The sequence below is a fragment of the Auritidibacter sp. NML120636 genome, from assembly GCF_003185945.1.
GTDB lineage: Bacteria > Actinomycetota > Actinomycetes > Actinomycetales > Micrococcaceae > Auritidibacter > Auritidibacter ignavus.
In genome coordinates this window covers 15,416-38,323 of the sequence record NZ_QHLO01000017.1, presented here as the reverse complement: position 1 = coordinate 38,323, position 22,908 = coordinate 15,416, and the positions used below count along the sequence as shown (strand labels likewise).

Annotated in this window: 20 protein-coding genes; 4 read left to right on the top strand and 16 right to left on the bottom strand. The window is 59.1% G+C overall.

Features of this window, described 5'->3' with window-relative positions; all coding sequences use genetic code 11:
• A partial coding sequence (locus DCC25_RS11710; protein ID WP_221040956.1) for a hypothetical protein occupies positions 1-222 on the top strand: 222 nt, incomplete at its 5' end.
• 301 nt (positions 223-523) lie between these two features.
• Here DCC25_RS11710 and tyrS read toward each other — a convergent pair.
• The 3 genes from tyrS to argH all read right to left on the bottom strand — a co-directional run bounded on the left by tyrS (position 524) and on the right by argH (position 5,746).
• Positions 524-1,852, bottom strand: coding sequence for a tyrosine--tRNA ligase (tyrS, locus tag DCC25_RS10950; protein ID WP_233488080.1), 1,329 nt, complete (start codon positions 1,850-1,852; stop codon positions 524-526).
• Positions 1,853-1,925: 73 nt separating this feature from the next.
• Positions 1,926-4,247, bottom strand: a complete 2,322-nt coding sequence (locus DCC25_RS10945) for a UvrD-helicase domain-containing protein (RefSeq protein WP_110101709.1) — start codon at positions 4,245-4,247, stop codon at positions 1,926-1,928.
• 26 nt (positions 4,248-4,273) lie between these two features.
• Positions 4,274-5,746, bottom strand: coding sequence for an argininosuccinate lyase (gene argH, locus DCC25_RS10940; RefSeq protein ID WP_110101708.1), 1,473 nt, complete (start codon positions 5,744-5,746; stop codon positions 4,274-4,276).
• Between the two features lie 152 nt (positions 5,747-5,898).
• Here argH and DCC25_RS10935 point away from each other — a divergent pair, with 152 nt between their 5' ends.
• Entirely contained in the window at positions 5,899-6,336 is a 438-nt protein-coding gene (locus DCC25_RS10935; RefSeq protein ID WP_110099535.1) for an ankyrin repeat domain-containing protein, read from the top strand.
• Positions 6,337-6,351: 15 nt separating this feature from the next.
• Here the strand turns inward: DCC25_RS10935 and DCC25_RS10930 are convergent, their stop codons facing one another.
• The 6 genes from DCC25_RS10930 to argC are packed head-to-tail and all read right to left on the bottom strand — an operon-like array spanning position 6,352 to position 12,566.
• Positions 6,352-6,939: an arginine repressor gene (locus tag DCC25_RS10930; protein ID WP_110101707.1), complete on the bottom strand. Its 588-nt coding sequence runs from the start codon at positions 6,937-6,939 to the stop codon at positions 6,352-6,354.
• Positions 6,940-6,948: 9 nt separating this feature from the next.
• Positions 6,949-7,995: an ornithine carbamoyltransferase gene (argF, locus tag DCC25_RS10925; protein ID WP_233488079.1), complete on the bottom strand. Its 1,047-nt coding sequence runs from the start codon at positions 7,993-7,995 to the stop codon at positions 6,949-6,951.
• A 38-nt stretch (positions 7,996-8,033) separates the two neighbouring features.
• Entirely contained in the window at positions 8,034-9,344 is a 1,311-nt protein-coding gene (locus DCC25_RS10920) for an acetylornithine transaminase (RefSeq protein WP_110101706.1), read from the bottom strand.
• Positions 9,344-10,333, bottom strand: coding sequence for an acetylglutamate kinase (argB, locus tag DCC25_RS10915; RefSeq protein ID WP_110101705.1), 990 nt, complete (start codon positions 10,331-10,333; stop codon positions 9,344-9,346). The genes DCC25_RS10920 and argB overlap by 1 nt, the downstream gene beginning before the upstream one ends.
• 44 nt (positions 10,334-10,377) lie before the next feature.
• Positions 10,378-11,538 (bottom strand): bifunctional glutamate N-acetyltransferase/amino-acid acetyltransferase ArgJ, encoded by a 1,161-nt coding sequence (argJ, locus tag DCC25_RS10910; protein ID WP_110101704.1) that lies wholly within the window; start codon positions 11,536-11,538, stop codon positions 10,378-10,380.
• Positions 11,535-12,566 (bottom strand): N-acetyl-gamma-glutamyl-phosphate reductase, encoded by a 1,032-nt coding sequence (gene argC, locus DCC25_RS10905; RefSeq protein WP_110101703.1) that lies wholly within the window; start codon positions 12,564-12,566, stop codon positions 11,535-11,537. Before argC ends, argJ begins: the two co-directional genes overlap by 4 nt.
• A gap of 118 nt (positions 12,567-12,684) precedes the next feature.
• On the opposite strand from argC, the gene DCC25_RS10900 reads away from it, so the two are divergent.
• Complete coding sequence (locus DCC25_RS10900; protein ID WP_110101702.1) at positions 12,685-13,674, top strand: quinone oxidoreductase; 990 nt, start codon at positions 12,685-12,687, stop codon at positions 13,672-13,674.
• Positions 13,675-13,738: 64 nt separating this feature from the next.
• Here the strand turns inward: DCC25_RS10900 and DCC25_RS11385 are convergent, their stop codons facing one another.
• The 5 genes from DCC25_RS11385 to DCC25_RS10880 form a co-directional block, all read right to left on the bottom strand.
• Positions 13,739-13,894 (bottom strand): hypothetical protein, encoded by a 156-nt coding sequence (locus DCC25_RS11385; RefSeq protein ID WP_158278436.1) that lies wholly within the window; start codon positions 13,892-13,894, stop codon positions 13,739-13,741.
• The gene (gene pheT, locus DCC25_RS10895; RefSeq protein ID WP_110101701.1) at positions 13,891-16,458 is read right to left on the bottom strand and encodes a phenylalanine--tRNA ligase subunit beta; all 2,568 of its coding nucleotides are present in this window, start codon (positions 16,456-16,458) and stop codon (positions 13,891-13,893) included. The genes DCC25_RS11385 and pheT overlap by 4 nt, the downstream gene beginning before the upstream one ends.
• A gap of 3 nt (positions 16,459-16,461) precedes the next feature.
• A complete protein-coding gene (gene pheS, locus DCC25_RS10890) occupies positions 16,462-17,529 on the bottom strand; it encodes a phenylalanine--tRNA ligase subunit alpha (RefSeq protein ID WP_110099543.1) in 1,068 nt (355 codons plus the stop codon).
• A 196-nt stretch (positions 17,530-17,725) separates the two neighbouring features.
• Positions 17,726-18,442, bottom strand: a complete 717-nt coding sequence (locus DCC25_RS10885; protein WP_110101700.1) for a hypothetical protein — start codon at positions 18,440-18,442, stop codon at positions 17,726-17,728.
• A gap of 71 nt (positions 18,443-18,513) precedes the next feature.
• Positions 18,514-19,386, bottom strand: a complete 873-nt coding sequence (locus tag DCC25_RS10880) for a serine aminopeptidase domain-containing protein (RefSeq protein WP_110101699.1) — start codon at positions 19,384-19,386, stop codon at positions 18,514-18,516.
• A gap of 154 nt (positions 19,387-19,540) precedes the next feature.
• On the opposite strand from DCC25_RS10880, the gene DCC25_RS10875 reads away from it, so the two are divergent.
• A complete protein-coding gene (locus tag DCC25_RS10875; protein WP_110101698.1) occupies positions 19,541-19,933 on the top strand; it encodes a hypothetical protein in 393 nt (130 codons plus the stop codon).
• 31 nt (positions 19,934-19,964) lie between these two features.
• Here the strand turns inward: DCC25_RS10875 and DCC25_RS10870 are convergent, their stop codons facing one another.
• On the bottom strand, positions 19,965-21,152 hold the full coding sequence (locus tag DCC25_RS10870) for an acetyl-CoA C-acetyltransferase (RefSeq protein ID WP_110101697.1): 1,188 nt from the start codon (positions 21,150-21,152) through the stop codon (positions 19,965-19,967).
• A gap of 84 nt (positions 21,153-21,236) precedes the next feature.
• On the bottom strand, positions 21,237-22,889 hold the full coding sequence (locus tag DCC25_RS10865; RefSeq protein ID WP_110101713.1) for an AMP-binding protein: 1,653 nt from the start codon (positions 22,887-22,889) through the stop codon (positions 21,237-21,239).
• Between the last annotated feature and the right edge of the window lie 19 nt (positions 22,890-22,908).

Below are 22,908 nucleotides of genomic sequence, written 5' to 3'. Positions count from 1 at the left end.
AAAAACCCACCACTGGCCAAACCACAACCCCAAAACCAACGAGGCAAAAAAGAGGCCATGGCAACCAAACAAAAAAAATTTGGCATCAACAAACTTGGCACACTATCGAGTTATCAAACAACCGTTCGTAGAAACAGAAGAAGAGGTTTTCAACTTCCCATTTCTCAAGGTTTCCACGATAGTCACTCGATGTTCACCTCGTCAAATCAGATCTTCACCTGATTTTCAGAAGCGAATTCGAACCCAACGTGGAAGAGAACCGGATTCGTAGCTTAGCAGATGATCTCTCTGCGTTGCAAATTCTGTTCTCGATGCTGTCTCTTCTTGGCCGCTCGTTCAGCGGGCTTGGTCTCTGACAGCAATGAATACTTTACACACACCTCGTGCAAAAAACAAAATCGGCGGAACCGTCGGGTTCTACCGCATGATTCCGCCAATTTTAGGCTGATAGCGACGGTGTGCGCGAAAACTATTTTCTGTGACCCCGCTCTCACGTTGGGGCTAGTCAGCTGGTTCTTTCGCCCTAGAGCGCGCTGAGGTCCACGAAGGCTAGATTCTTCTTGCCTCGACGCACGAAGAGGTACTTCCCATGCAGGGCCTTTTCGGCCCCAAACTGCTCTTCGGGGTCGGGAATTTTCTCGTTATTGACGGAGGCGCCACCATCGCTGACGGTTCGCCGTGCCGAGGACCTGGATTTTTCCAGGCCTGTAGCAACGAGCAAGTCAACTATGGTGAGCGCGGAAGAGTCCAGGGCTCCTGGCTCGGGCTGTGGTAGTTCGGCCCCTGCCGCAGCTAAGGTCTGCTCGTCAATTTGAGCCAATTCGCCGCGGCCGAAGAGCGCAGCCGAAGCGTCAATGACCTGTCGGGTTTGTTCTTCGCCGTGCACCAGACTAGTCACCAACCATGCCAAAATTTTCTGGGCCTCACGCAAATGTGGTTGCTCTTTGACCTTCGTCTCATAGTCTGCAATCTGATCCCGGGTGAGGAACGTGAAGACTTTCAACCGGTCGATCACGTCTGCATCGGCGGTATTGAGCCAGAACTGGTAGAAGGTGTAGGGCGAACACATCTCAGGATCGAGCCAGATCGCATTGCCTTCAGATTTACCGAATTTGGTACCGTCCGCGTTGGTGATCAGCGGAGTCCCGAAGGCGTGGACATGTTGACCTTCAACTTTGCGGACCAACTCGGTTCCGGAGGTGAGGTTTCCCCACTGGTCAGAACCACCGGTTTGTAGCACGCAACCGTAACGACGGTAGAGCTCCAGAAAGTCGTAGCCCTGCAAGATCTGGTAGGAGAACTCGGTGTAGGAGATGCCTTCTTCAGATTCGAGTCTGTTGGCTACGATTTCTTTTTTGATCATGGTTCCCACGCGGAAGAACTTACCAATATCGCGTAAGAAATCCAGGGCCGAAAGCTGCCCGGTCCAGTCCAGGTTGTTCACCATGGTGGCGGCATTGTCCCCGGCGTCGAACTCCAAATAGTTCGAAACCTGGTCTTGCAGAGAATTGACCCACTCGGCCACGAGGGCCTTATCGTTCAGAGTCCGTTCTGTGGTTTGTCGCGGGTCTCCGATCAGTCCGGTGAATCCTCCGACCAACGCCAGGGGTTTGTGTCCCGCCAGCTGCAGTCGGCGCATCACCAGCAGTTGAACCAGGTGCCCAAGATGAAGCGACGCTGCTGTCGGGTCGAAGCCACAATAGTAGGTGATGGGTTCTCCAGCAAGCACTTTTTCCAGTGCTTGTTCATCGGTACTGACATGTGCCAGTCCTCGCCACTTCAGCTCCTGCCAAATATTGTCAAAGGACGGATCATTGGCTTGTGGTACGGAAATTTCACCTGGAGTAGTCACACACCACAACATACCAGTTTCTATCTGGACTCTGGTGCATCCTCCCCACAGTCAGTGCTTGGAGTAGTTAAGCTCAGGCTGTCTCAACGGCGTGACAGTGTTGTTCCAATGGTGCGGGAAGCTCCTCGGGACTGTCGGTGGTGATCATCCGTAAAATTTGGGTGGCTCGGGTCATGGCCACGTAGAGGTCACCGATCGAGCCCTCGGCTTCGGCCACAATCTGTTGGGGCTCGACGATCACCACGGCGTCGTATTCGAGTCCCTTGGATTCATAGGCTGTCACCAGGACCAGATCCCGGTCGTGACGGAGTCCTTGTCCCCACCAGATGCGCTCAGGAAAGGCCGAGGACAAGTTCTGACCGGTCGTGTCGATAAGTGCCTCGGGCACCACGACGGCGATCAGTGCCGCGGGCAGGTCGGTGGCCAACCGATTAATCACCTCATGCAGATGCCTGTCTCGATCACCGACACCAACAACATCAATACGTGGACGGTCCTCACCGGCGCGAAGCGCTTTCGGAGTGGAGATGTTCGCCCCGTGACGGGTGGCAACTTCGGCGGCCAAGTCGGCAATGGTGGCCGGTGTTCGGTAGTTCACGCTCAGTTCCATCTCGCGGGTCACCTGATCCGCGAAGGGCTCCAGACGTTGCCGCCACGTGGTGGTGTCGGCGTTGGAGGACTGCGCAATATCGCCAACGATGGTGAAAGACTTGATCGGGCATCGGCGGAACAGCACCCGCCACTGCATCGGGGTCAATTCTTGACCTTCATCCACAATGACGTGCCCGTAGGTCCAGCCCCGATCGGTGATAGCGTGCTCAGCAGCGCTACGCCGGACGTGCTGAGGTCCTTGTGACCGGGCCAGGGCCTCGGCAGTCACGACACCATCGACTCCGAGGTCTTCCAGGCTCTGGTGCACATTCTCCAACGTTGCTTCAGCATTGGCGAGGTCACGTTCGTATTGACGTTGCTCGGCGCGTTGTACCGCGCGGGTAGTGGCGTCCACCGCCCCGAGCAGTTCAGCCAGTTCATCCAAGAGTGGCACATCAGAGACCGTAAAAGGCGCGTGGGGTTCACGGAGCAACGCCAGCAACTCGTGGTTGTCGAGCATATAAGCCGCATCGACGAGTAGGCGCGGGGTGGACAGTAACTCGTCGAGAACTTTTTCTGGGCTCAACGGCATCCAACACATGTTCAGGATGCGCCGCACGTCCACAGACTGGCGGATTTCGGTGGGCACATAGGACCGGTCGGCCTCGTTCTTGCCTGCGGACCCGGCGGCAAGTTCGGCGATCATCTGATCGCTCAGAACGTCGACGACCTCGTTGACGAAGACTTCTCGGGCTTGGTTGTGGGCCAGTCCGGAATGGCGTGCTTTCTTCAGCGCAGCGTCGACGACCTGGGGTGTCAGGGTCAGCGTAATGGTTTCAACCTTCAACTCACGCGGGGTAGTGATCCGGCGTTGCCGGGCCTGGACCGCGTGGCGCATCACGTCAGCCATCACCGCACGTCCTTTGATGCGAGCCACGTCCCGAGAGGTTTCGGCAACGGCCTTGAGCCCGGGATACAGCTCCGCCAGAGAACTCATCACCACACCGTTTTCGCCCAGGGAAGGTAACACCTGGTCAATGTAATTCATGAACGCTTCCGAGGGGCCCACCAATAGTACGCCGGAGGACTCCAAGCGTTGCCGGTGGGTGTACAGCAAATACGCAGCCCGGTGCAGGGCCACGGCCGTCTTGCCGGTCCCGGGGCCTCCCTGAACCACCAAGACGCCGGACAGCGGGGACCGGATGATCTCATCTTGTTCAGCTTGAATGGTCGCCACAATGTCGCCCATGCGTCCGGTGCGCCGGGCGGTGACCGCACTCAGCAATGCCGAGGAACGATACTGGATATCTTCATCGACCAGATCTGCATCAAGCACGTCATCATCAAAGCCCACGACCCGTCGGCGTGACATCAACAGGTGACGGCGTCGTTGAACCGTCCCACGGTTCTGCGCGGTGGCCTGGTAGAACGCAGCTGATTCCGGGGCGCGCCAGTCGATCAGTAGCCGGGAGTGATCCGCCGAGCTCAGACCGATCCGTCCGATATAGCGTGGGTCCTCGTTCTCGGTGTCAAGCCGGCCGAATACCAGGCGATCTTCGACGGCGTCGAGTTGAGCGATCCGGTCCTCGTACTGGGTGGCAAAGGCATCACGCTCGGATTGGTTCTGCAAGGATCCTTGCGCGCCGGATTTACGCACCCGGGCTAGTTGTTCCCGCTTTTCAGCGCGTAGCTGGTCAAGCCGAGCGTAGAGCTGCTCAACATAGCGTTGTTCCCGGGCGAGTTCATCCCGGTAGGTTTCAGGAAGGTGATCGTGGGCGTCGGAGCAGGACTGATCAACGTGCATATGTCACCTGTTTCACCGGCACTGGACTACAGCAGGCCGGTGGGGTTGGAGTCGATGAAGTCACGGACACGATGTAATTGTGCTTTGAATTCTTCCAGCTGTTGAGCCACCGCCTCCGGGGCGGTTCCGCCCTGGGCGTTGCGGGCGCTGAGGGACCCGTGGGTCGTCAACACCTCCCGCACTGCGGGAGTGAGGTGTACGGAGACGGAGGCAAACTCCTCATCGGTGAGATCCCAGAGTTCCACTCCGCGTCGTTCGGCGATTTTGACGGCTTCGCCAGACAACTCGTGAGCAACCCGGAACGGTACGCCCCGTCGGACCAGCCATTCGGCGATATCGGTGGCCAGCGCGAAACCTTCCGGGGCCAGTTCGGCCATCTTCTCGGTATTGAATTCCAAGGTAGCAATCATGCCAGAGACCGCCGGCAACAAGATTTCCAGGTTGTCCACGGCGTCAAAGACGGGCTCTTTATCTTCCTGCAGGTCCCGGTTGTAGGCCAACGGCAGACCTTTGAGCGTGGTCAACAGGCCGGTGAGATCACCAATGAACCGTCCGGATTTACCCCGGGCGAGTTCAGCGACGTCGGGGTTCTTCTTCTGTGGCATGATGGACGAGCCGGTCGAGAAAGCATCAGCTAAGGTGGCGAAATTGGCTTCTTTCGTCGCCCAGAAGATCACTTCTTCGGAGATTCGGGAGAGGTCGATGCCGATCATGGCCACGATCCAGAGGAATTCAGCGAAAATATCCCGAGCAGCGGTACCATCAATGGAATTGAACACCGCGGAATCAAATCCCAACTCTGTGGCAACCCTATTGGGGTCCAATCCCAGGGTCGACCCGGCCAGTGCGCCGGAGCCATAGGGCGATACCGCGGCGCGAACATCCCAGTCTTGCAGACGTTGCAGATCGCGTAGCATCGCCCAGGCGTGGGCCAAAAGGTGGTGGGACAGCAACACCGGTTGGGCGTGCTGCAGGTGAGTACGCCCCGGCATGGGCGCGTAGGGGTGGGACTCTGCCTGATCAACCAATGCTTGCACGACCGTCTGTAACCGGCCACCGATGATGCGGGCATGATCACGCAGGTACATTCTGCCCATGGTCGCAATTTGGTCGTTGCGCGACCGACCGGCTCGCAGTTTTCCACCCAGTTCTTCGCCGGCGCGTTCTAACAGTCCACGTTCCAGGGCACCATGAACGTCTTCATCAGTCTCGGCTGGCTGAAATTTTTCAGAAAGCACATCGGCTTCCAGCGTGTCCAGGGCCTCGAGCATCCCGGCAAGTTCGTCCTCGGTGAGCAACCCGCTACGGTACAACACGCGGGCGTGGGCACGCGAACCGGCGATATCGTAGCGGGCCAGTCGCCAGTCGAAGTCGGTGGATTTACTCAGCGCTGCCACGGCTTGGTTGGGGCCACCGGAGAATCGCCCTCCCCACAGCGACCCTTGATTGGTGCCGTGGCGCGGTGCGGGTTGGCCTGGAGATGTGGAGGAACCGCTCATGCGTGTGTGTTGTCCCCTCAGAACTGTGTCGGATGAATCAAAAAGTTACCACCTCCACTTTAGCGACTTTGTGGTCTGAAGAAACACGCTGGGAGAGATCATCGGTCTACGGGCGACTTCAAGCCACCGGCAGGGTGTTCTAGAGTGGGACCATGGCTGATTCTGCAACACCGACCCCGGAACATTCCGGTCCCGAACCCCAGTTGAGTGACGAGCAGATCGAGTTTCTGCATACGCTGTTCGATGCGGCTCGCGAGGGGAAAGTCCAGATGCTGTCTTCGGCGATTGATCAAGGGATCCCGGTCAATCTCGCCAATGCCAATGGTGATACGTTCCTGATTCTGGCGACCTACCGCAACCAGCCCGAGGTGGTCAGCGCCCTGCTGGAACGCGGTGCGGATGTCAACGCCACGAATCAGCGGGGTCAGTCCGCACTGACCTGCGCGGTATTCCTGCAGGACAAAGGCCTGGTCCAACAACTACTCGAGGCCGGTGCGGACCCTGAGCTGGGTGCCCAGTCAGCACGAGCCACCGTAGAGTTCATGGACCTGCCCGCTATGAAGGACGTGCTGGACCAGCACCAACGCTAGCCCTCGGAGCGCCCGCTATTCGCCGAGCTGGCCACCGGCCATATTCAAGAACATCGTGGCGAGTCGATGACCGGTCGTAGTTTCACGGGCGATCACGAGAATCGCATCATCGCCGGCAATGGTACCTAGCACCTCGTCCAGTCGCGCCTGGTCAATGCAGGAGGCCAAAAATTGTGCGGCTCCTGGCGGGGTGCGGACCACCACTAAGTTCCCGGAGGCCTCGGCGGAGACCAACAGCTCCCGACAGAGCCCAGCCAGCCGCGCCAGCGCTTTGGCTCGAGGGCCACTCAACGGTGTCTGCTCTAGATCACCGGTCTGCGCGTTCTGCGAGCGCTGCTGCGCATCGGCGTCAGGCCCCAGGTCCGGAACCACATACACCAGTTCTCCCCCGGCGTCCCGGGCCCGGGAGGCGCCGAGTTCGACCAGATCACGGGAGAGCGTGCCCTGAGTGACCTCCACTCCCTGCTGGGCGAGCATGGCCCGCAATTGAGCCTGGGAACTGACCGGATAGTCGGCCAACAGAGACCGGATGTGGGCCTGCCGAGCCGTCTTAGTGCCCGGCGTGTTGGGTTTACTGCGCGGTGTGCTAGCACGTTTGTCCATGAGACTGACCTAAACGCTTCTGCCCAGTCGCTGAGCCGATCGGTGCGCTTCCGGAAGGGACACATCTGCAGGAATATCAGCCCGCCCCGAGGCATAGAGTAACCAGGCCACCAGAGCTTTCTGAGCGTGTAGCCGATTTTCGGCTTCATCAAAAACGACCGACTGAGGCCCATCGATCACCTCGGCTGCTACTTCTACACCGCGGTAGGCCGGCAGACAGTGCAGGAAGATCGCATCGTGAGCGGCCTGAGCCATGGCCGCCTGATCGACCGTGTAGTCGCTCAAGACGCTCAGGCGCTGTGCTTTCTCTTCCTCGTAGCCCATGGAGATCCAGGTATCGGTAACTACCACGTCGGCACCGTACAGCGCCTCTGCAGGGTCGTGTGTGACAGTCACCGACCCGCCGGTGTGATTAGCTCGTTGCTGAGCTGCCTGCACGATCTCGGTGCGGGGAACATATCCTTCGGGACCGGCGACCCGAACGTGCATGCCTGCGGTCGCTGCGCCGAGCAGGTAGGAGTTCGCCATATTGTTGGCGGCATCCCCCAGGTAGGCCAGGGTCAGCCCACGGGCACGACCTTTGTGCTCGATCACCGTTTGCAGGTCCGCCAGGATTTGGCAGGGGTGGTAATCATCGGTCAGAGCGTTGACCACCGGTATATGAGAGTATTCGGCCAGTTCCTCCAGCCCGGCCTGAGCATAGGTGCGCCAGATGACCACCGACACCATACGTTCAAACACGCGAGCAGAATCAGCGATGGTTTCTTTATGACCCAACTGGGACTCGCCCGGGTTGATCACCAGCGGGTGACCGCCCAATTCGGCGATCCCGGCGGCAAAAGAGATCCGAGTACGGGTTGAGGTTTTGTCAAACATCACAATCCCGGTCTGGGGGCCGGACAACGGGCGGTGACGATACGGTTCGGCCTTGATCTGCTGGGCGAGCTGGAGAACTTCGGCTTGTTCTTCGGGACTCAGATCGGTGTCGATCAGAAAGTGACGCACCCCGGCACCTGCTTCCTGCGTGGTGGCGGTAGTCGGTGTTGTACTCATCATGTCTCTTTTCTTGTCTCCTGCGGTGACGCGGTAGCGGTCTACCGGGTGTGATTCTGGCCGGCTGTCGCGACAAGCGCGGGGAGCCGCTGGTAGAACGAGTCCAGCTGCTCGTCAGTGACCACCAGGCTGGGGGCCAACCGCAACGTGGTTGGCGAGGTGGCGTTGATGAGAAAACCTGCCTCGGCGGCAGCCGTGACGACTCGAGCCGCCAGGTGCGGTGTGTTGAGGTCGTCCCGGGCGGGGCGTGGCTGGTCGGCTGGCTGGTCGGGTATCGACACATCGATCCCGGCCCAGGCGCCGTAGACGCGCACAGTCTCGATCCCCTCGATCTCGGTGAGATGTGTGGCCATGGAGCGCCCGATGGCCTGGGCCCGCTCCAGCAAGTTCTCCTCTTCCAGGGTGTGCAGGACCTCCAGGGCTACCGCACAGGCTAGCGGGTTGCCACCGAAGGTGGTGCCGTGTTGACCGGCGCTCAGTGCCATCGAGGTGGCCTTGTTCAGACACACCGTCGCCCCGATCGGGAATCCTCCGCCCAGAGATTTGGCCAAGGTCATCACATCGGGCACCACAGGACGTTTTTGCCCAGTCACGGCCGGATTTTGATAAGCGAACCAGGTTCCGGTGCGTCCAGACCCGGATTGCACCTCGTCGAAGATCAATAGCGCGCCATATCGATCGCATAGGTCGCGCACCGCAGCAAGGTATCCGGCCGGGTACCCGTGGACCCCGGATTCGCCTTGAACCGGTTCGATCAACACCGCAGCCACCGTCTCATCGACAGCGGCTACCATCTGGTCGAGATCGCCGGCAGGCACTCGAGTGATCGCCGGTAGCAGCGGCTCGAAAGGATCCCGGTAGGCCTGCCTAGCCGTGACACTCACCGCCCCTAGGGTACGACCGTGGAAGGCCTGCTCCACGCAGATGATGCGGGTCTTGTGCTCGCTGAGCTGTTTGCCGTAGGCGCGAGCAATTTTCAGGGCGGCTTCATTTGCTTCAGAACCGGAGTTCGAGAAGAACACGGACCCGTCGGGCGCCTGGGCTAACTCGAGGAGTTTTTCAGCCAGCTCAACCTGAGCCGGTGAGGTAAACAGGTTGGAGATGTGGCCCAAAGTTGCCGCTTGCGCCGACAGGGCGGCCAGGATCCGCGGATGGGCGTGACCGAGAATGTTCACGGCAATTCCGCCGAGCAGATCCAGGTATTCTGCACCGTCTGCATCCCAGACGGTTGCCCCACGACCACGCACCAGCACCCGTTGCGGGGTGCCAAAAACTCCGGTGACGGTCTGCTGATAACGCTGCAAGTAGTCCCGTTGCATGGAGTCGGGATGAGTGGAATCCGGGTCCGTCATCAGTGGCCTCCTGTGGTGTTGAGGGTAAGAACTTCTGGGTGGTCGTCGGGAAGTACCTGGGTGCCGACTCCAGCGGAGGTGAAGATCTCCAACAGCATCGAGTGTTCTTCCCGACCGTCTACGATGTGAGCCTGGGGAACTCCGGCTTCGACGGCTTCGACGCAGGCGCTCATCTTCGGGATCATGCCCGATTCCAGCGTGGGGAGCAACTCCTTCAGAGCGCTGACTCCGATGGTGGACACCAGGGAGTCGCGATCTGGCCAGTTGCTATAAAGCCCTTCCACATCCGTGAGAATCAATAGCTTAGAGGCACCCAAGGCTACCGCGACAGCGGTGGCTACGGTATCGGCATTGATGTTGAGGACCTGGCCGGTAGGCTCTCCGTTGTCGTCGAACTCGGGCGCGACCGAGGAGATCACTGGGATATGTCCGGAGTCAATGATGGTCTGGATCGCTCCCGGAGCAACGTGGTCGATCTCCCCGACCAGTCCCAGATCGGCTGATTCGCCCTCGATTTTTACCTTCCGACGGCGGGCCCGGAAGATCGCGGCGTCTTCACCGGACAAGCCCATGGCGTAGGGGCCACGAGAATTCAGCAAGCCCACCAGATCTCGGCCCACCTGACCGGTCAGCACCATACGCACGACCTGCATGGATTCCTCGGTGGTGACCCGCAATCCTCCTCGAAATTCGGAATCAATCTGCAGCCGGTCCAGCATCGCGTTGATTTGAGGGCCACCACCGTGAACCACCACTGGATGGATGCCGGCGTGGTGCAAGAAGGTAATGTCTTCAGCGAAAGCCTGCCGAAGGGATTCCGACACCATCGCATTGCCACCGTATTTGACCACCACAGTGGTTCCAGAAAAACCGCGAATCCAGGGTAAGGCTTCAATAAGCACCTGGGATTTTTGGGCAGCAATCCGGCGGTCGTGGCGATGGGCTTGCACATCTTCGGTCACGAGAAGGGACCTTTCGTCATCGGTCATGGGGCAGCAAAAAAATACAAGAAAGGCTGGTGCGCTAGCGGGATTCAGGACGAGTATTCGGCGTTGACCGCAACATAGTCGTAGGTCAGATCGTTAGTCCAGATAGTAGCGGTGTGTTCACCGGCGTGGAGGTCAATGATCACCCGTGCCTCGCGTGGGGAGAGATCGACCAAAGAGCGGTCCTCGCCCATGCCCCCGGCCCGGCAAACCTGGATGCCATTGATGGTGACATCGATCTGATCGGGATCGTAATCACCGTCGACGGTACCCACCGCCGAGATCACGCGACCCCAGTTCGGGTCCTGGCCGTAGATGGCAGTCTTGAAAAGGTTGGAGCGACTCACGGCCCGGGCGATTGTCTCAGCTTCGGCCACGGTGCTGGAGTTGACGACGGTGACGGCAATATCATGCTGGGCACCTTCGGCATCCGCGATAATCTGGCGAGCTAATAGGGCGCAGACCTCGTTGAGCCCGGCCTGGAACTCTGCTGGATCGGGTCTAACCCCGCTGGCGGCGTTGGCCAGCAATAACACGGTGTCGTTGGTCGACATACACCCGTCCGAATCGGCACGGTTAAAGCTGAGAGCCACTGCCTGTTGCAACATGCTCTGTAATTGGCCGGCCTCGAGCTGGGCATCGGTGGTAATCACCGCCAGCATCGTGGCCATCCCGGGCGCAATCATTCCAGCCCCTTTAGCCATGCCACCGATGTGGTATCCGGTGGTAGTGGTGGCCACCGCAGTCTTGGAGCGGGTATCGGTGGTCATGATGGCTTCGGCGGCATCATCGCCTCCCGCAACACTCGCGCTGTCCAGTGCCAGGTCAAGACCGTCCACGAGTTCCCGGATCTTCAGCCGTTCGCCGATGAGCCCGGTCGAGCACACCTGAATTCGGTCGGCAACTGTGTCCAACAACTCAGCGGCTCGTTGCGCGGTGTCAGAGGCGTCTTGGTCGCCAATCTTTCCAGTGCAGGCATTTGCACCACCGGAGTTGAGCACCACCGCATCGGCCTGATACCCACTGGATTTCAGCGCCTCTAGGGACCACTTCACCGGAGCGGCTTTGACCTTATTGGAGGTAAAAACTCCAGCCGCCTGCTGATCGGGTCCGTCGTTGATGATAACGGCCAGGTCTTTTGCCCCGGATTCTTTAATACCGCTGGCAACACCGGCGGCCCGGAACCCTTTGGCTTGTGTTACGCTCACGGGGAAACTCCTGTCTGGGTCAGTCCACGGGACTCCTCAAGTCCCAGGGCAATATTCATCGATTGAATTGCACCACCGCCAGTGCCTTTGGTGAGGTTATCGATCGCACAACTGACAATCACGCGCTGGGCGTGCTCATCAACAGCCAGTTGCATCACCGCATGATTCGAACCCACCACCATAGCGGTAGCTGGCCACTGTCCTTCGGGCAACACATGCACGAACGCTTCGTCAGCATAAGCCTGTTCCCACGCCTGCCTGACCGAGGTCGCCGAGACTCCCGTCCGGAGCCGAGCGGTAGCGGTGGTCAGGATCCCGCGGGCCATGGGCGCCAGCGTCGGGGTGAAGGACACCTGCACCGGCTCACCGGCAGCCCAGGTCAATCCTTGCTCAATTTCTGGAGTATGCCGGTGCACGCCGCCCACCCCATAGGGGCTCATCGACCCCATCACTTCCGAACCCAGCAAATGAGGTTTCAGCGATTTCCCGGCCCCGGACGTACCGGAGGCAGCCACGATGACCACATCGGAGGTTTCCAACAGTCCAGCACTGAACCCGGGGCTCAGGGCCAGCAAATTCGAGGTCGGATAGCAACCGGGTACGGCAATCCGCCGAGTTCCCCGTAGCATCTCGCGTTGACCCGGTAGTTCTGGCAGACCATAGGGCCAGTGTCCGGCGTAATCGGTTCCGTAGAATTTCTCCCAGCTTTGTTCAGATGTCAGGCGGTGATCAGCGCCGGCATCGATGACCAGGGTGTTCTCTGGTAGCTGGGCTGCAATCTCGCCCGAGGCGCCATGTGGCAGTGCCAGGAACACCACATCGTGACCAGATAAAACCTCGGCCGTGGTCTCTTCCAAGACCCGATCAGCTAAGGGAATCAAGTGGGGTTGGAGTTCGCCGAGTCGCTGTCCCGCGTTGGAATGGGCGGTGATGGCTCCAATGGTCACTTCGGGATGATTGACTAGCAGGCGCAACACTTCGCCACCGGCGTATCCGGAGGCACCCGAAACGGCTACAGAAATACACATAGGGGCCAGCCTACGTCACCATCACCCGATTATGCACTCTGTGACATATTTATGCATTCAGTACGTGTCATGTCTTTTGTGACTGATTTCTCAGAAGCTGTCGATTAGCGTAGTGACTATGGAACATTTTGAGATCCCCACCACCCACCACGCCGCTATCGTCTCCGATGCCGGTGGCGTGGAAAACTTCTCATGGTCTGAAACCTCTGTCCCCGCCCCCGGCCCCGAAGAAGTCCTGATCACCACGGCCGCTGTGGGGCTCAACTTCATTGAGACCTATCAACGTTCCGGCGTGTACTCGGTGGACTACCCCTTTATCCCGGGCACCGAAGGCGCCGGGACCGTGGTGGCTCTCGGAGAGGACGTCACCGACGTGGCCCTCGGGCAGCGGGTGGCTACCGCCGCAGGTCGGGGCACCTATGCCGAGCACTTTGTGGCCCCTGCTTCCCAGTTATTACCCGTGCCCGATGCGATGGATTTGGTCACCGCAGCTGCATTACCTCTGCAGGGCTTGACCGCTCATTATCTCGCTCGTTCGACATTCCCCGTTGCCCCCGGTGATGCGGTTCTCATCCATGCTGGCGCTGGTGGCGTGGGGTTGTTACTCACCCAGTTGTGTGTGCATTGGGGCGCTACCGTTTACACCACTGCCTCCACCGATGCAAAGAGGCAACTGTCCCGCCAAGCTGGAGCAGAGCACTGTTTCGACTACGAGAATTTCGCGGAAGAGATTGCTGAAGTTACCGGTGGTCGCGGTGTCGATGTCGTCTATGACGGTGTCGGAGCCTCAACCTTCGACGGCTCTTTGGAGGCGCTGAAGGTTCGTGGCATGATGGTGCTCTTCGGTGGAGCTTCGGGGCAAGTACCGCCCTTTGATCTGCAACGGCTGAACTCCGCCGGCGGGCTGTACATCACGCGTCCGGCCCTGAGCCACTACACCGCCACAGCCGAGGAAACTGCCTCTCGAGCCCGCGAACTCTTCGATGGACTCGAGCAGGGCTGGTTGACCTTGCGAATCGACCAAACCGTGCCACTGTCCGAGGTGGGAGGCGCACATACCGCTTTGGAGTCTCGTCAGACGACGGGCAAGACCGTGTTGACGGTGTAGTCTCTCATCACCGCGGGGCTCACCGCGTCCCGGGGGCATCGGCCCATGAGCCGATCTGGCTGATTTAGACGAACAGCCCCGAAATCGTGGCGTAGAGTAGCCCGGCGATGACGACCAGCGCGATCACGCCGACGGCAATCCGTTGGATCTGACCCCGTTTGCGGTCCTCGTCGCTGGGCGGTACCTCACGTTCGAGTTCCCACGGGTCTGGGTCGCTCATCGTAGGTGCGCTCCTAACTCTTGTTCCGCGCGAGCCACGGCAGCCAACCGCACTTCAGAGGCTTCATCATTGGTGAGTGTTTTGTGGTGGTCCCGGAACCGCAAATTGAAGGCCAGGGACTTCTTGCCGTGCTCCACTCCGGCGCCACGGTAGACGTCGAAGAGGGCGATCTCTTCCAAGAGCTCACCGGCGGCCTCCTCCAACACACGCTTCACCTGGGCAGCCGGCATGGCTTCATCCACCACCAACGCCACGTCTTGAGTGACCGCAGGATAGGGGCTGACTGCACGGGCTTCCACTACCTCGGGGACCTCATCGAGCAACCGATCCAGGTCCAGTTCCACTGCCGCGACACGTTCTGGCAGGTGTTGTTGCTGGACGTATTTGGGGAGCAACTCGCCGGCATAACCGAGCACGGATCCACTGGCGGTGACCAATTCAGCGCAACGGCCGGGATGGAAGGCCTGATGGGCGCCCTGACGAACCTCTAACGCCACACCGACGGCATCGGCAATGTTCAGGGCTGTACCGATGGCGTCTTCCCAGTCGTAGGGGGTCGGTTCGAAGCCCGGTCCGGGTGTTGCCGCGTGACCGGCGAACACCGCAGCCACGTAGTGAGGTTGGTGGGGCACGCTGTTGACGATGCGTTCCAATACCTCGGGTGCGGGATGGACACCGACGCCGGGAATCTCCGACACGGCGTCCGAGGAGGCCTCCGGGTGGAACACCAAGCCGGTTTCAAACAGCGCCACGTCTTTGAAACCGCGAGATATGTTGCGGTGCAAGGTGGTCACCAAACCGGGCAACATCGAAGTGCGTAACCATCCCAGCTCGGCAGAAAGCGGATTGGCCAGATGTACCATCTGTTGTTGGGCACCGACCTGCTCGTCGGCGGAACCAAAGAACCGGTTGTCCGACTCAGCCACGAAGGGATACGACAGGACTTCCACAAGTCCCGAAGCCGCCAGGGTCTCCGATACGTTGCGACGCAGCCGCTGACGCGGGGTGAAACCACGCCCGGCCGGTGCTACGGGCAACCGTGATGGGATCTTGTCGTAGCCAACCAGGCGAGCAATTTCTTCCGTCAGGTCTTCGGCAATGGTCAGATCAAACCGCCAGGATGGGACGGTGACCCGGTAGGTGGTGCCAGACTGTTCATCGGAATGCTGGGTGACCTTGCACCCAATCTGTTCCAACACCTCGTCAATCTGCTCGGTGGTGAACTCGTACCCGATGCGTTGGGTTGGGAAGTCAGCTGCCATCTCAACGACGGTCGGCTCGGGACGTTCGCCGATATCGGTGACACCCTCATCAGCAACACCACCGGCCAGTTCCACGAGGAGCTGGACGGCGCGTTCGGCGGCTTCGTCGCAAATCTCCCAGTCCACACCGCGCTCGTTGCGACGCGAGGCTTCTGAGGGGAGCTTGTGGCGACGCTTGGTCCGGGCGACAGAAACCTGATCGAAATGGGCAGACTCGATCACAATATCGGTGGTTTGTTCGGTCACTTCGGTGGCCAAACCACCCATCACGCCGGCCAGCCCGATCGGACCGGAGTCGTCAGCGATCAACAGGTCTTCGGGATCCAGTGTGCGGGTCTTGCCGTCGAGGGTTTCGAGCGTTTCTCCGGACGCGGCACGCCGAACGCGCAGAGCGCCGTTCAGCCGGTCACGATCGTAAAAGTGCAGGGGCTGTCCCATCTCCAGCATGACATAGTTGGAAATGTCCACCGGCAACGACAGCGAACGAATGCCAGCCAGTCGCAGTCGTTGTGCCATCCACACCGGAGTCGCACCGGTAGTATCCACGCCAGTTACGGTGCGGGTCACAAAACGGGTTGCTCCCGGGTTGCCGTGGATCGGTGCCTGATCGTCCAGCACGACCGGATACCCGGAATCGTTGGGCACAGGAGGGTGCACGGATTCTGCCGGGTCGATACTCGTGGTCCCGGTGGCGTGACCGTACTCGCGAGCGACACCACGCAGGGAAAGAACGTAGGACCGGTCAGCGGTGACGTTAATTTCGGCGGCTTCGTCATCGAGGCCTAGTAGCTCGATCACATCGGTACCGGGCTCTGGGTCCAACCCCCAGTCCCCCAGCACGATGATCCCCTCATGGCCTTCGCCCAGACCGAGTTCTTTCTCGGAGGCGATCATGCCGGCTGAGATATGACCGTAGGTTTTCCGCGCGGAGATGCGGAAATCACCGGGAAGGACGGCTCCCGGCAGGGTGACGACAACTTTGTCTCCGGGCTCGAAATTGTGTGCTCCGCAGATCACGCCCTGGACGCCATCGACTGCGATGCCCTCGCCTTCCAGAGTTTGGCTGGCTCCGTCGGGCACGACCTGGACGTGACACCAGTTGACGGTTTTGCCGTTGGAATGTTCTTCCGGGGTTTTGTCCAAGACCTTGCCGACCACAATCGGTCCGGACAGCTCATCGAGGGGACGGTGCACGTCTTCCTCTTCGAGTCCAACGCTGACCAGATCGGCCATGAGATCTTCGGCAGTAGCGCCAGCGGGAAGCTGGGTGAATTCACGAAGCCAAGAAAGTGGAATCCGCATACCTTAGATCTCCAATCCAAACTGTTGAGAAAAGCGAATGTCGCCTTCAATCATGTCGTGCATGTCGGCAACATCATTCCGAAACATCAGGGTGCGTTCCACACCCATGCCGAAGGCGAATCCGGAATATTCATCAGGGTCGACACCAGCTGCCCGCAAGACGTTGGGGTGCACCATGCCACACCCACCCCACTCAATCCACTGTGGGCCTCCTTTGGCACCGGGGTGCCAAATGTCCATTTCCGCACTGGGCTCGGTGAAGGGGAAGTAGTTGGGGCGCAACCGGATGGCTGCCTCGTCACCAAACATGACGCGGGCGAAGTATTCCAGGGTGCCACGCAGGTCTGCCATAGTCAGCCCGCTGTCCACGGCCAGTCCTTCGAACTGATGGAAAACCGGCGTGTGCGTGGCGTCTAGCTCATCGGTGCGGAAGGTTTTGCCGGGGCACAGCACGTAGGTGGGAGCTCCGCGTTCGATGAGTGCCCGGACCTGAACCGGAGAGGTATGAGTCCGCAACAGCAAGTGATCTTCGGGAGGATCAATAAAGAAAGTGTCTTGCATTTCCCGGGCTGGGTGGTCCGGTAAGAAGTTCAGCGCGTCAAAGTTGAACCACTCGGATTCCACTTCGGGACCTTCGGCGATTTCCCATCCCATCCCGACAAAGATGTCGCAGACTCGATCTTGGAGCACGTTGAGCGGGTGGCGGGCTCCGAGGCGACGACGACGCACCGCGGTGGTGACATCTACGGTTTCTTCCAGCAACACCTGCTGTTCATGGTCAGCTTCGAGCACTTCGGTACGTGCAGCCAACGCCTTATTAACCTGAGCTCGAGCTTGCCCCATGCGCTTGCCGGCGGCTGCTTTCTCAGATTTGTCCAAGCTACCGATCTGCTTATTGGCCAGCGTAAGCGGAGATTTTTCTCCGGTGTGAGCAAGACGAGCTACTTTGAGCTCGTCGAGTGATCCCGCTGCTTCGAAGGCTTCGAGAGCTTCAGCCACAGCACGGTCGACCGCATCTTGGTCGGCCGGCGAGATCAGCTGGTCATCGTTAGCTGATGAACGATCTGTCATGGGCACACGCCTTCACCTAGATTCGACTGTTACGGATGGGTCTTCGACCCTCATCTAGTTTAGGGGCTTTTGCTACTCCCTCGGCACACCGAGAAGGTCTCGGTCTCGGAATGGTCTGGTTAAACACTGATCCGGAGTCGAGGCGCCACGGCGAGTCGACTCCGGATCAGCCATGCAGGATATTGTCTAACTGCGGTTAGAAACTGCCGGGAGCTCCAGGGATATCGAGAATTTCATCCGCATCAGGAGCAGTGATCTCCTCCACTTCGCCATAGGCGGAGAAGTCCATGGTGGTTTCCCCGCCCTCAGCCTGAGATTCACCACGAATCACTTGGTTATCGGTGTTGAAGTACAGGTCGATCGGTTCCCCCTCGGTATCTTCACCGGAGTACTTATAGGCCTCTTCCCCATCAAGCTCGGCCTCTTCGACGGCCACGTCCTCGTCAGGCATACTTTCCAGAGTCTCCCGGAACTCCTCGGTAAAGGCAGAGAAATCTTGTTCATCAACCGTTCCGGTATCGATCCACTTCGAGGTATCCAGAGTGGAGGCGACCATGCCGGTGCTATCGAAGTAGTTCCAGAAGTTATCGTCACCCTTGATGTAGGTCGAGTTGTCGACGACCAGCATCTCAACGGTGAAGCCATGTTCCTCGGACTTCAGCTCACCTCGCATGTCACCGGTTTCCGAGAAACCTTCAAAGTACCCGGTTACGTCTCCAAAGCCGAAGTCGAGCTCTTCTGAGCTTGTCCCCTCAACGTCAACACGCGCGGATTCGGCATTTTGGAAATGCTCCACCGCATCCGCTTTAACCTCGGACACCGATGGCGGTCCGCCACAAGCGGTCAACGACAAACTGGCAACAGCGATCAGGCCCAGGCTCAAGCTGGCGCGTTTCTTTGCGAGTGTGTTCATACTTGAAATAGTACAGTGAACCATCCAGCTTTCCAACAGTTAAGGACCGTTGCTCTCAGGAATAGGATTTATCAGGAAATAATATCGGCAAAGATTTGCTGCCACAATGGAGCATTGTGTGTTTTAAAAATCCCCATATGATCGATGCGCTCTTGTCCTAAATCCTGTGGATGATAATGGTGATGTTCCAGGTCAGCCCGGGAATACCAGCTCATCAACGACAGGCTGGCCGGTAAGGGCATCGTGCGGTCATCGGCGAAGGTGATAAAGGTAAGTGGTCCGGTATAGCCCGCAAATTTTTTGGCCAGTTCCGGATATTCGGTCAGCATGTAGCGAGGCATAGTGCACCACCTCCCCCACTGTCTCATCACCTGCGGTGGGATATCACCGAGGATGCCCAACTTCTTTCCCGGGAAGTAGCCGACAGTTCGCACGGCGACCGGAGCCAAGAGATACCACATCACCGGCGGCAACAGTACTCCGGCACCATAGTGCTGCCAGTATTTCCAATATCCGGTTCCGGCCGAGACGATGGTGGCAGCTTCTAGATGCTCGTGTCGGGCAAAGGCGAGCATTTGTCCACCAAGGCTGTGGCCAAGCCATCGCACCGGAACTGTCTCGTGCTCGGCGACGTAATCAACAACTGCTCCGGGGTCCTGGGCCCAGGTGAGAAAATCCGCGGTGACATCTTTCAACGGCCCACGGGAAGAGCCTCCATACCCCTGGTGATCGTACAAGTAGGCCACAAGCCCGTGGGTCGTCAGCCACCCGGCGAAGCGCCGATAGAACCTGGCCTGGACCGCGATGGCCGGGGAAATGATCACTGCGGCACGAGGCTGCGACCCATCCGGGTTGCTGAAACGAGTCACCACCAACGGTTCGCCGTTATCTTTGGTAATGGTGACTTCTTCTTCGATGGCGTGTTCGGGAATAACGTTCGTCATGGGGTGTCCTCCCCCGAGTACTCTTTCGATGGTCTGCGCTCAGTGGATTGAGTACGACGTGGTCTATGACATGGACTACACCGCTATCCTAGAGCTCCCGAGGAAGATGATCAGGGGGAGTCACAGATAAATCTTCTCGGGTAAATTACAGATCATGTTTCGCGCGACGTTCAATCTGCTTAACCTCTCGACGGTGCTGGGCTTGATTGTGGCGGTTATTGCCGGGACCACACTTCTGCCCGGTCCCGATCGGTTAATGCTGGCGATGAACTATCGGTGGCCATGGCCTTCCGGCGGGTGTATCACCCTGGGCAACGTGGTGCTGGTCCGTCCCGGAGTGCGGCTCTCATCCGCACTTCTGACCCATGAATCACGCCATGCGACGCAGTGGGCGTTATGCCTAGGTTTGCCCTTCCTACCGCTCTACGGGCTGGCGGTGTTGTGGTCACTGTACCGTTATGGGGACACAGCTAATGGCAATATTTTTGAACGCGCCGCCGGCCTTACCGATGGCGGTTACCGACGACGCGCTCCGGTGCGGCCCTGAGCCTCGAGCCCTGGCTCAATCCTGTGCCGGCTTAGGCGCTGACGCGCAGAATCAGGGCGTCGCCCTGACCACCGCCACCACACAAACCGGCCGCACCCACGCCACCGCCACGGCGGCCCAGTTCCAAAGCCAGGGTGAGCACCAGGCGTGCGCCGGACATTCCGACCGGGTGCCCCAAGGCGATGGCCCCACCGTTGACGTTGACGATCTTCTCGCTGACGCCGAGTTGTCGCGCAGAGACGAGCCCCACCGCGGCGAAAGCCTCATTAATTTCCACCAGGTCAAGGTTTTCGGTTGTCAGACCTTCCTTGGCACATGCTTTCGAGATGGCGTTGGCGGGTTGTGCCTGCAACGATGAATCGGGGCCGGCCACCATACCGTGAGCGCCAACTTCAGCAATCCACTGCAGACCGAGACTTTCGGCCTTCTGCTGAGACATCACCACCAAGGCGGCGGCCCCGTCAGAGATCTGTGAGGCAGTGCCGGCGGTAATGGAGCCGTCCTTGCCGAATGCCGGGGGTAGCTTGCTCAGCGACTCCGGGGTAGTCTCGGGGCGAATGCCCTCGTCCTGGGAAACCACCATTGGCTCCCCCTTTCGCTGGGGTACCTGAACGCTGATGATTTCGTCATCGAAGATCCCGTTCTGCTGGGCGGCGGCAGCCCGTTGGTGCGAGGTAGCGGCGAAACGGTCTTGATCCTGACGGGACACTTCGAATTCTCCGAGGTTGCAGGAGTCAGTCAGTGCTCCCATGGCCTGTTCGGTGGCCTGGTCATACAGCGCATCGTAAGCCATCGAATCCACCAGTGCTGTATCGCCGAATTTGACTCCGGTCCGGGACTTGGGCAACAGATGCGGGGCCAAGGACATCGACTCCATGCCACCGGCCACGACGACCTCTGCTTCACCGGCGCGGATCAGCTGATCAGCGGTTGCCACAGCATTGAGCCCCGACAAGCAGACCTTGTTGATGGTGATCGAAGGAACGGATGGGGAAATCCCAGCAGCGATGGCAGCTCCGCGGGCCGGGTTCTGTCCGGCGCCTGCCTGAATGACCTGTCCCATGATGACGTAGTCGACGCTAGTGGGGTCTACGCCACCCTTTTCTAGTGCGCCACGGATAGCCACGGCGCCCAGCTGATGAGCCGGAATGCTGGACAACGAGCCCAGCAGACGCCCCATCGGGGTGCGGGCACCTGAAATAATCACCGAACTAGTCATGCGGGATCTTCTCCTCAGATTCGTGCAGTCTGCGTGTTGAACGTCCGTCTAACAGTTCGTATCTTAGCGAACCTGAGACCCTGCTCACAGCACGGCACGAGAATCATCAACCTGGTGATCAGCCAGGAGTTGTTTGGCTTGTTCCCGCATCTCGATCTTGCGCACTTTCCCCGTCACCGTGGTGGGGAATTCCTTCACCAGGTGAACGTACCGGGGGATTTTGTAGCTGGAGAGATGAGGGACACAGAATTCGCGCAATTGCGTGGCGGTCAACGGTTCGGCATCTTCGCGGAGTTGAACCCAGGCCATCAATTCTTCACCATATTTCTCATCGGGCACACCAATGACTTGAGCGTCCAGAATATCGGGGTGCGTGTAAAGAAATTCTTCAATCTCCCGTGGATAAATGTTCTCACCGCCACGAATCACCATGTCTTTGAGCCGACCGGTTACTTTGACGTAGCCGTGTTCATCCATTCGCCCCAGGTCACCGGTCCGCATCCATCCTTGGTCATCCAGCACCTCAGCGGTTTTTTCAGGCTGATTCCAGTACCCCTGCATCACCAAGTAACCTTTGGTGCAGACTTCGCCATCCTGGTTAATCGGTAACGTCTTTCCGGTGGCCGGGTTGATAATCTTGGTTTCGACGTGGGGGCCGGGGCGACCGACGGTAGACACCCGCCGGTTCACCGTATCGTCAGGCCGGGTTTGGGTCGAGACCGGGGATGTCTCGGTCATGCCGTAGCAAATGGAGATTTCTTCCATATGCATCTGTCCCATGATTTTGCGCATTACTTCTTCGGGACAGGGCGATCCGGCAATGAGTCCGGTCCGCAGGCTGGAGAGATCAAATTCTGAGAACCTCGCCAGCGCCAGCTCGGCGATGAACATGGTCGGCACCCCGTAGAGGGCAGTGCACCGTTCTTGTTCAACCGCTCGCAACACGGCTACAGGATCAAAAGACATGCCTGGGATAACCATTGTCGCCCCGTGGGTGGTGCAGTTGAGATTGCCCATCACCATTCCGAAACAGTGATAGAACGGCACCGGAATGCACACCCGGTCGTGCTCGGTGTAGTTGATGGTTTCGCCCACAAAGTAGCCGTTATTGAGGATATTACGGTGGGTCAGGGTGGCCCCTTTCGGAAAGCCGGTAGTTCCCGAGGTGTATTGGATATTAATCGGGTCGTCGGGGCCGAGCCCAGACTGGACCGCGGCCAGCAGTTCCGCGTCGGCCACGGTGTCGTAGACCTGAGCCCAGGACTCAGTGGTCATGATGATCTTGACCTGGAAGTCTCCCAGCTCTTCTTCGGCGCGGTTCAGCATCGCGGGGTAATTGCTCTTCGGCAACGCTTCGGAGGAAATCACCGAGGTGATGCCGGCTTGCTGGACGACGTAGTTGAGTTCGTGTTGGCGATAGGAGGGATTAATGTTGACCAGAATCGCCCCGATCTCTGCGGTGGCGTACTGGGTCATGGTCCATTCCCAGCGGTTAGTTCCCCAAATCCCGACTCGTTCTCCGGGACGAATTCCCGCACGGTACAACCCGGTGGCGAGACCACGGACGGCGGTGTGGAATTCTGCGTAGGTCCAGCGTTTACCCTGCACTACATCGACGAGAGCTTCACGATCGGGAAATCTTTCGACGGTGTCCTTCAGGTTGTCAAAAATAGTGGTTTCCAACAGCGCGACATCGCGGGGGCCAATAGCATGAGACAGCGTCAGCAACTCGGTCATCGGGGGCTCCTGATCATCC

Coding starts and splice junctions, on each gene's coding strand:
- DCC25_RS10945 (WP_110101709.1), bottom strand. CDS start 4,247: ATGCACGTTGATCAGTCCTGCTCCGACGCCCACGATCACCTTCCTGAA.
- argH (WP_110101708.1), bottom strand. CDS start 5,746: ATGAGCGGTTCCTCCACATCTCCAGGCCAACCCGCACCGCGCCACGGC.
- DCC25_RS10935 (WP_110099535.1), top strand. CDS start 5,899: ATGGCTGATTCTGCAACACCGACCCCGGAACATTCCGGTCCCGAACCC.
- DCC25_RS10930 (WP_110101707.1), bottom strand. CDS start 6,939: ATGGACAAACGTGCTAGCACACCGCGCAGTAAACCCAACACGCCGGGC.
- argF (WP_233488079.1), bottom strand. CDS start 7,995: ATGATGAGTACAACACCGACTACCGCCACCACGCAGGAAGCAGGTGCC.
- DCC25_RS10920 (WP_110101706.1), bottom strand. CDS start 9,344: ATGACGGACCCGGATTCCACTCATCCCGACTCCATGCAACGGGACTAC.
- argB (WP_110101705.1), bottom strand. CDS start 10,333: ATGACCGATGACGAAAGGTCCCTTCTCGTGACCGAAGATGTGCAAGCC.
- argC (WP_110101703.1), bottom strand. CDS start 12,566: ATGTGTATTTCTGTAGCCGTTTCGGGTGCCTCCGGATACGCCGGTGGC.
- DCC25_RS10900 (WP_110101702.1), top strand. CDS start 12,685: ATGGAACATTTTGAGATCCCCACCACCCACCACGCCGCTATCGTCTCC.
- DCC25_RS11385 (WP_158278436.1), bottom strand. CDS start 13,894: ATGAGCGACCCAGACCCGTGGGAACTCGAACGTGAGGTACCGCCCAGC.
- pheT (WP_110101701.1), bottom strand. CDS start 16,458: ATGCGGATTCCACTTTCTTGGCTTCGTGAATTCACCCAGCTTCCCGCT.
- pheS (WP_110099543.1), bottom strand. CDS start 17,529: ATGACAGATCGTTCATCAGCTAACGATGACCAGCTGATCTCGCCGGCC.
- DCC25_RS10885 (WP_110101700.1), bottom strand. CDS start 18,442: ATGAACACACTCGCAAAGAAACGCGCCAGCTTGAGCCTGGGCCTGATC.
- DCC25_RS10880 (WP_110101699.1), bottom strand. CDS start 19,386: ATGACGAACGTTATTCCCGAACACGCCATCGAAGAAGAAGTCACCATT.
- DCC25_RS10875 (WP_110101698.1), top strand. CDS start 19,541: ATGTTTCGCGCGACGTTCAATCTGCTTAACCTCTCGACGGTGCTGGGC.
- DCC25_RS10870 (WP_110101697.1), bottom strand. CDS start 21,152: ATGACTAGTTCGGTGATTATTTCAGGTGCCCGCACCCCGATGGGGCGT.
- DCC25_RS10865 (WP_110101713.1), bottom strand. CDS start 22,889: ATGACCGAGTTGCTGACGCTGTCTCATGCTATTGGCCCCCGCGATGTC.